The sequence below is a fragment of the Paenibacillus sp. 01T422 genome (assembly GCF_056398785.1).
In genome coordinates this window covers 1-6,479 of sequence record NZ_JBFTQB010000570.1, presented here as the reverse complement: position 1 = coordinate 6,479, position 6,479 = coordinate 1, and the positions used below count along the sequence as shown (strand labels likewise).

At 42.8% G+C, this 6,479-nt stretch carries 3 protein-coding genes; all 3 read right to left on the bottom strand.

Going from position 1 to position 6,479, the window contains the following annotated elements:
* A partial coding sequence (locus AC1DUA_RS26115; RefSeq protein WP_477502548.1) for an HAD-IIB family hydrolase occupies nucleotides 1–662 on the bottom strand: 662 nt, incomplete at its 3' end.
* A 113-nt stretch (nucleotides 663–775) separates the two neighbouring features.
* Nucleotides 776–2,131 (bottom strand): PKD domain-containing protein, encoded by a 1,356-nt coding sequence (locus tag AC1DUA_RS26110; protein WP_477502547.1) that lies wholly within the window; start codon nucleotides 2,129–2,131, stop codon nucleotides 776–778.
* Between the two features lie 53 nt (nucleotides 2,132–2,184).
* Nucleotides 2,185–6,479: CARDB domain-containing protein (locus AC1DUA_RS26105; RefSeq protein WP_477502546.1), on the bottom strand; the 4,295-nt coding region annotated here is incomplete at its 5' end.

Genomic DNA, 6,479 nt, shown 5'->3' with positions numbered 1-6,479 from the left:
TCGTTATAGTAATTGCCAATAGCCAGAATCACGCACGGATCGATCTCCAAGGATGCGGCCAAAGCTTTCAACGCATTTCCTTTATTCGCCTTTGCGCTCATCACATCAATGAATAAATCGCCACTCCGAATCATCCGCAAATGACCATATAATTGCTGTTCATCCCATTCCTGTTGAACACGATCTAGGACCTCTGGCTTACTAAAAAGTGTGAATTTCACAATCGGCAATCCTAGCTCAGATACATCTGTTACGAGTTTGGGATTCACCAGAAACTTGGTGTACATCTCTTTTTCGTATTCGCCAATTCGCTCTATATACATGTTAAAAGACGTACAGACATCGAAATGAATGCCCTCTCTCCTCACATAATCCAGCATTGGGGCAATTTCTGGCAGCGTAAAAGAAAACTCATTGACCAATGATTTCCCGCGTTCGTCTGCGTGAACCGTCGCCGCTCCGTTATGTGTAATCATCGTTCCTTCTAGTCCAAGCTGCTGCAGGATAGGCAGCGTGCTGTCAGGAGCTCTTCCTGTGCACAACACGATATGTGCTCCTTGATCATGCACTTCCTGAATCGTTTCAATCGTCTGCTCGGTTAATTCATGATCGTCATTCAAAAGCGTTCCATCAACATCCAATGCAATTAATCGATAGTTCAAGGTTTTCTCGCTCCCTCAGGCATAGCCTTTTTATCGATTAATTGTATCATAGGACAGCTTCGGATTCACCGTTTCTTACAAAAAGCAGCTACCCGAAGATAACTGCTTTGAAATTATTGAACCCTATGAACACCTACTGATTTATTGACATTGCCGATAATATTAACCTGAATATCTTCCGTTTTTATTATTCCATTACGATATCGCACTCGAAAATGAATCGTTTGCAAGCCTTGCGGCAAGCCCTCCGAGAATGACTGAAACTTAGYATCGAAAATCTCGCCCAAATAAGCTGTCGCGTCTCCTGCTGCTGGAGTTAAACGCTCTGATACATAGAGCGATTTACCATCCAACCCTGTAGCATCTATCCAGGCTGTAACTTCGTCAACAGGTGCTGGCGAGCTATGACTAGATACCACAAAAATTTCTCCGGAGTAAAAATCCTTCGGCACTGAAGCAGTTTGGTGACCACTCTTCTCATGTAAAAGCAGCCAATTGTTCGTATAAGTAACATCGGAGTGAATCGTCAACGGGGCTGCTACAATCATTTTGACAATCGAATTTGAAAGCAGCCCATCTGATACAGTAAGCGTCACTTTATAAACGCCAGGAGTTAGGAACTTATAGCTGATAGTTTGCGAGGAAAACACAACCTCCAAGCCACTCGCCTGCTCCAATTTCCATGCATAGCTCAAAGTATCCCCATCAAGATCATAAGAGGAATTAATACTCTGAACCACATCGCCTTCCCAGACCGGCTTAGGCGTCCAATCAAACTCAGCAACAGGTGCTCGATTGATATAGAACCATGTTTGCGCTGAATATTCCGACCAAACAATTCCATCGAATACTCTTACTTTGACCTGTAGTTTTTGACCAGCAGGGAGATCGCGACTGACTTGCCAACTCCCTACATTTGAAGCCGTACCTTGGTAAAATTGTCCAGAGTCCAGGACTACCACATCATTAGCCTCATTCGTTACTTGCACCTGAAAATAGGTGAACGTTGTTCCGGGATCTGGGTCTGTTTGTGTCCATTGAAACGTAGGTCGAGGATCAGCGTATATCGTAGGCGCAGCCTGCGTCCCATTAGGCATTGTCATAGTCACTGAGGGAGGTCTGTTCAAAATGAACCATCCGGAGTTTGACCATTCGGACCAATACCTGCCGTCATTTACTCGAACCTGAACTTGTAATGGGCCTGATATGCCATCAAGAACCGACAAGTCGAATTGTTCAGACGGATGGACTGTCCAAGAATTGTTCGTCGTATCATATACACAACTACGCCATGTCCCAGAATCACTATTATAGCTGCACAAATGTGCGTAACTACCTCCACGAATTGCATTACTCGTAAGCCCATTATGCATGTATGTGACTTGGGTGCCATTTTCATCAAGTATTCTGTACTGGAAGTTTTTATATTGGGTTGGGACGTCTGGGTCCGATTGATTCCAAGAAGGCATGAGTAAACCGCTTATTATAGGAGTAGGCGTAGCGTGTGTTCCATTGGGGAAAGTCAACACGGCTGATGGTGGGTATCCTTTGCTGAAATATTTCTCCGACCATTAGACGGGTTATTGAAATCAGAACTGACAGGGTTCGTTATATCTACAAAAGGTGCATGATTGGCAGGTGGTGCATCCAACCAGATATACGCCTCTGCCCAGTCTGACCAAGCGTTGTACTCATCTTTTACAGCTACTCTAAACGTATATAGCCCGATTTCTTTGACCCGATCAATCAGTCCAGACACCGTAGTTCCGTCAGGAAGGATATATTCATACTTCCGATCAACAATGCCTTTAGTTAAGGCATAATTAATTCCTGTAGACTCTGCAGAGTAATTTGTAGAACTTAACCATCGATCTGGATCATAGCTTTGTGAATCATCGCATGTCACTTTATAATATAAATCTTGGCTGCAAGTGATCCTGCTGATTGGTTTACGATGAATCAAAATATTTCTCGAATAAGGATCCGACTCAGATCGATAGTCGGCAAAAGCTGCATTTGGATAAGTGAAGCCTAGTGGAGCAGGGTCATCAGCGCCAATGTACGAAAGGTTATACAGACCAACTTTATCGAGTATTTTCACAGGAGTGCCTAGTAAAATCTGTCCATGAAAGCTAGACAAGCCACTTTTTCCATCGCCTGCATCCAAAAATTTTACCGAATTCGTGTGCTCATACTTCCATTTGTCTTGAGGGATAAGATGCGGATCGCTCTCTGGATCATCATAAGTTATCCCGTAGTTCAACTCTTCCCCAGCTATTCCTATATCGCTTATTGTCGTGTTATCAACGATAGGAATTTTCACATAAACGTTGCGTAAATGAGAACCAAAGCCACCGATGAATGCTCCATAGGTCCCTGAAGTGAATGTAGAGTCCGATACTTCAAAAATGGGCAGCTGCCCCAGTCTTACCTTCATTTTTGAACCTCTAACTGATACTTTGAGGTTTACAAAATCTGTCGTGTTCAGATTAATAGGACTGCTTCTCAGGACAGTACGATCTCCGTTGACTATTTTGCTAAGAGAAATCCAATTTGATGTCAATTCCAGCCTATACATATTCCTATTGTTCTGCGCCCTATAAATAAACCCCGACGGTGAATTCAAGCTATAATTCAGATTTGTTTGCATAAAGTCAAAGGAGTAGTCCGCATCGACTAGATTAGTGTCTTTTTTTAAAACTTGGCCTACCTCGGAGGATGCATAAGTCTTTGGACTGGCAACTGCACCTTTTATCGTATAGGAATAGTACTTATTAAACGAACCAGATGAATCTTCGTCATAACTTGAAACGTAACTGCCAACACTGCAGACACCACAGGATTCCCATATAAAATTATATCTTCTAAGCTTGTGGTATCGTTCCTTCAGTTGTAGATAATATTCACCGTCTGCCCCAAATCCCGATGCTGATATTGTGAACTCTCTGTTTTCGTACAAGTATTGTTCATTGCCTGAATAGTTCTTTGGGCGTAAATTCGCCGTCGCGTACTCCGCAACCTTAGTGGCAAATTTATCAGCCACAGTTATCTTATTAAATCCATCTACAATATAAACATATCCATCTTCAGACACATCCCATTTCACTTGCACGATTGAGCTTGCCGATCGATCCCAACCGTCTCCTCTAATCACACTTCCATCTTGGGTTTGGCTGCTATCATCTCGATTGACAGAACTTACATCTAATCGCTTCGTAACACCTGTTTGTTTGTTATACGAAGTTAGATAGTTAGTGTAAATCCCTTTGTATGCTGAGTTGCTGCCTCTACTTGAAGAACTATAATTACTATAGGTACTCTTATAATCTTGATGTACATAAACGGCTACCTCAGAGTCCTCATATACAGCTCCATCCCCTGTGGCTGGCCTTGTAATTGTTGCAGAAGGTACTTCAATACCTGTTTCCACATCATACCAACGTGAAGAATCACCGCCACCGCAATAAGAACAGTAATTAGGATTAAAAAGTGTGTAAGGTATTTTTATTTTCGTACCATCATCATTAATCTCCATGTTATTACCATTGCCAATCTGATTAGGCTGTGTTGGTAGAGTAATGAGAATGGCAACCGAAGAGCTAATACTCTCTAAACTTTTAACCCAGGAAGTTTGACCAGATGCATTTTTCCTCGTATAGTCGCACCACCAATGATAAATATCATCATCACCACCCGAGCGATCTTCAAAATAATATTTACAGGATAAACGATAACTGCCTCCCTTCGCGTCATATGCTAAATAATTGCCTGTATTACTTGCTGTAGGTGGGTCAACACCACTAAGTTGGGTAGTTGTAGGTTGACCATATGGAATACCCTGCCAGTCAACTCTTTGTACTGTGTAAGGAATAGCCCCGCGAACGGCCACTCCACTTTTATTACCTAAATATTGAGTGCTAAACAAAGGTGGAATGCTAAAGGTGCTTCCCACATCAAGTCCAACGGTCGCTATAGAGCCCGTAAAAACCAAACTACTGGCAGGAGCTTTAAATGGTGATTTTCCAAAGTGAGAGCTAAATCCTTTAGTAACAGGGTTGTACGTGAAACCAATATCCTTTGTTTTATGTAAATTTGTATTTGTAAGGGTTGCCCCCTCCCATTGATCCCCAAATGCCATTAGCAATTCGTTCTCATCAACTGTTTGAAACGAAGGAGGTTCGGGATTTGCGCTAGTTACCGTGAATGCGACCTCAGGCGAGTCATTTTTGATGTCGATCATAAAGGATTTAGTATCTGTTAGCCCCCAATCTTCCTTAGTTTTAACGGTTAACTTATACTTCCCCACCTTCGCAGCAGGTAATTGTGCCGTTCCACCTACTGCAATAGGTAGATTAAATGGCATATGATCATTAAAAATTCCGTCATTATTGCTGTCGTAGACATAGTTAATCGTAGTTTCAACAATGATATCTCCATCAGGACTAAATGAAATATCTCGAAATGGAATGTTTCCACGAACCGCAAAAAGCGGAAGATTAATTACTGCAACAGGAGGTTTGTCCTCGACAACATTGATATTTTTGGTCGCTTTATTTTCTGGCAAACTTCGGATGCCATAGTTATCTTTGACCTCGAGAGTAACTGTCTCCAAACCAATATTGGGGTATACTGGCAGGTTATTCGTCCAAAAATATTCCGTAATTGTCCTGTTCTTTGCTGGTCGGCTACATGCACCATTGATTGCATTGAGAGAAAGTGGGCGATTCTGCACGACGCGATTTGGAACATTTATGCAGGGGACGGGCTCTGGACGCATGATTGTTATTGTCGCTTCCTTTTGCGTACAGGCTCCTTTGTCATCACACATTTTCGCCGAAATAGTATGATCACCGGCTGTTGATGCCGTTAGCCACGTCAGCTTATCCTCTCCTTTTAAATAACCCATGGAAGGAAAACTTTTGACCCAATTACTTGAGCTGTTCGCGAACAACCATTCAAAAGAAACAAAATCATCATCAGGATCATAATGGTTAGGCGCAATTTCTGGCAGCAACCGTACATTTAACTTATCCCCAACTACTGCGTCTGATATGGATGTGCGAGTGTAATAATCGTTGTCTGGAAACCATCCGATTTCGAACTGTGGTGGTCTATTCGGAGGCTTGGGACCTAGTGTAAACTTTCCCTCATAAAAATAAGAAGTTCCTCCACAACTATCCTCAAGTTTGTAAGAAATATCTACTTGTCCACTTTGCATGTTGCCAGGATAGCCAATGAAACCCATCATTCCATAAGCAAAAATAGACATATCGTCCACTGACGTGCTGTTCAGTGCACTCCAACCATATTGAACATATTCCCCAGTAGCTTGAGATAAAATAAAACGCCCTCTAACTGGTGTACAACTGGATGGGATTGTCCAGTCTGCTTTGATCATGTTGGAATCTTTCCATGGCATCGTAGGTTTGTCTGCTGAGGTTTTTCCGGTATAGCTACCGCCAGTAGGCGCACAGCTAGCTTGTGGAGTAATAATTTGAGAAAGCACATTGTTCGTGGAGGAGCTTTCTGAGATATCGTCATTGGAATCTACAGTTAGCGTGATGCTTTTTGTACTATTGAAGGTGTAGGGGGCTGTCTCTGTTTTGGTCTCTCCTGGCGGAAGACCTGCCGTGTAGGTAAAGGTTTTGAATACAACGCCGTCAGCAGCTACTGTTACTTTGAAAGAGCTACCACTGGGGATGGAAACACCAGCGTTTTTGAACTTGATGGTAAGGTTCGTGCTTGAACCCGAGAGGACGCAGTTGCCGGCATCGATGGACATAGCCGCTAGATCGGGCTTGTTGGGTGGGGTGTAGG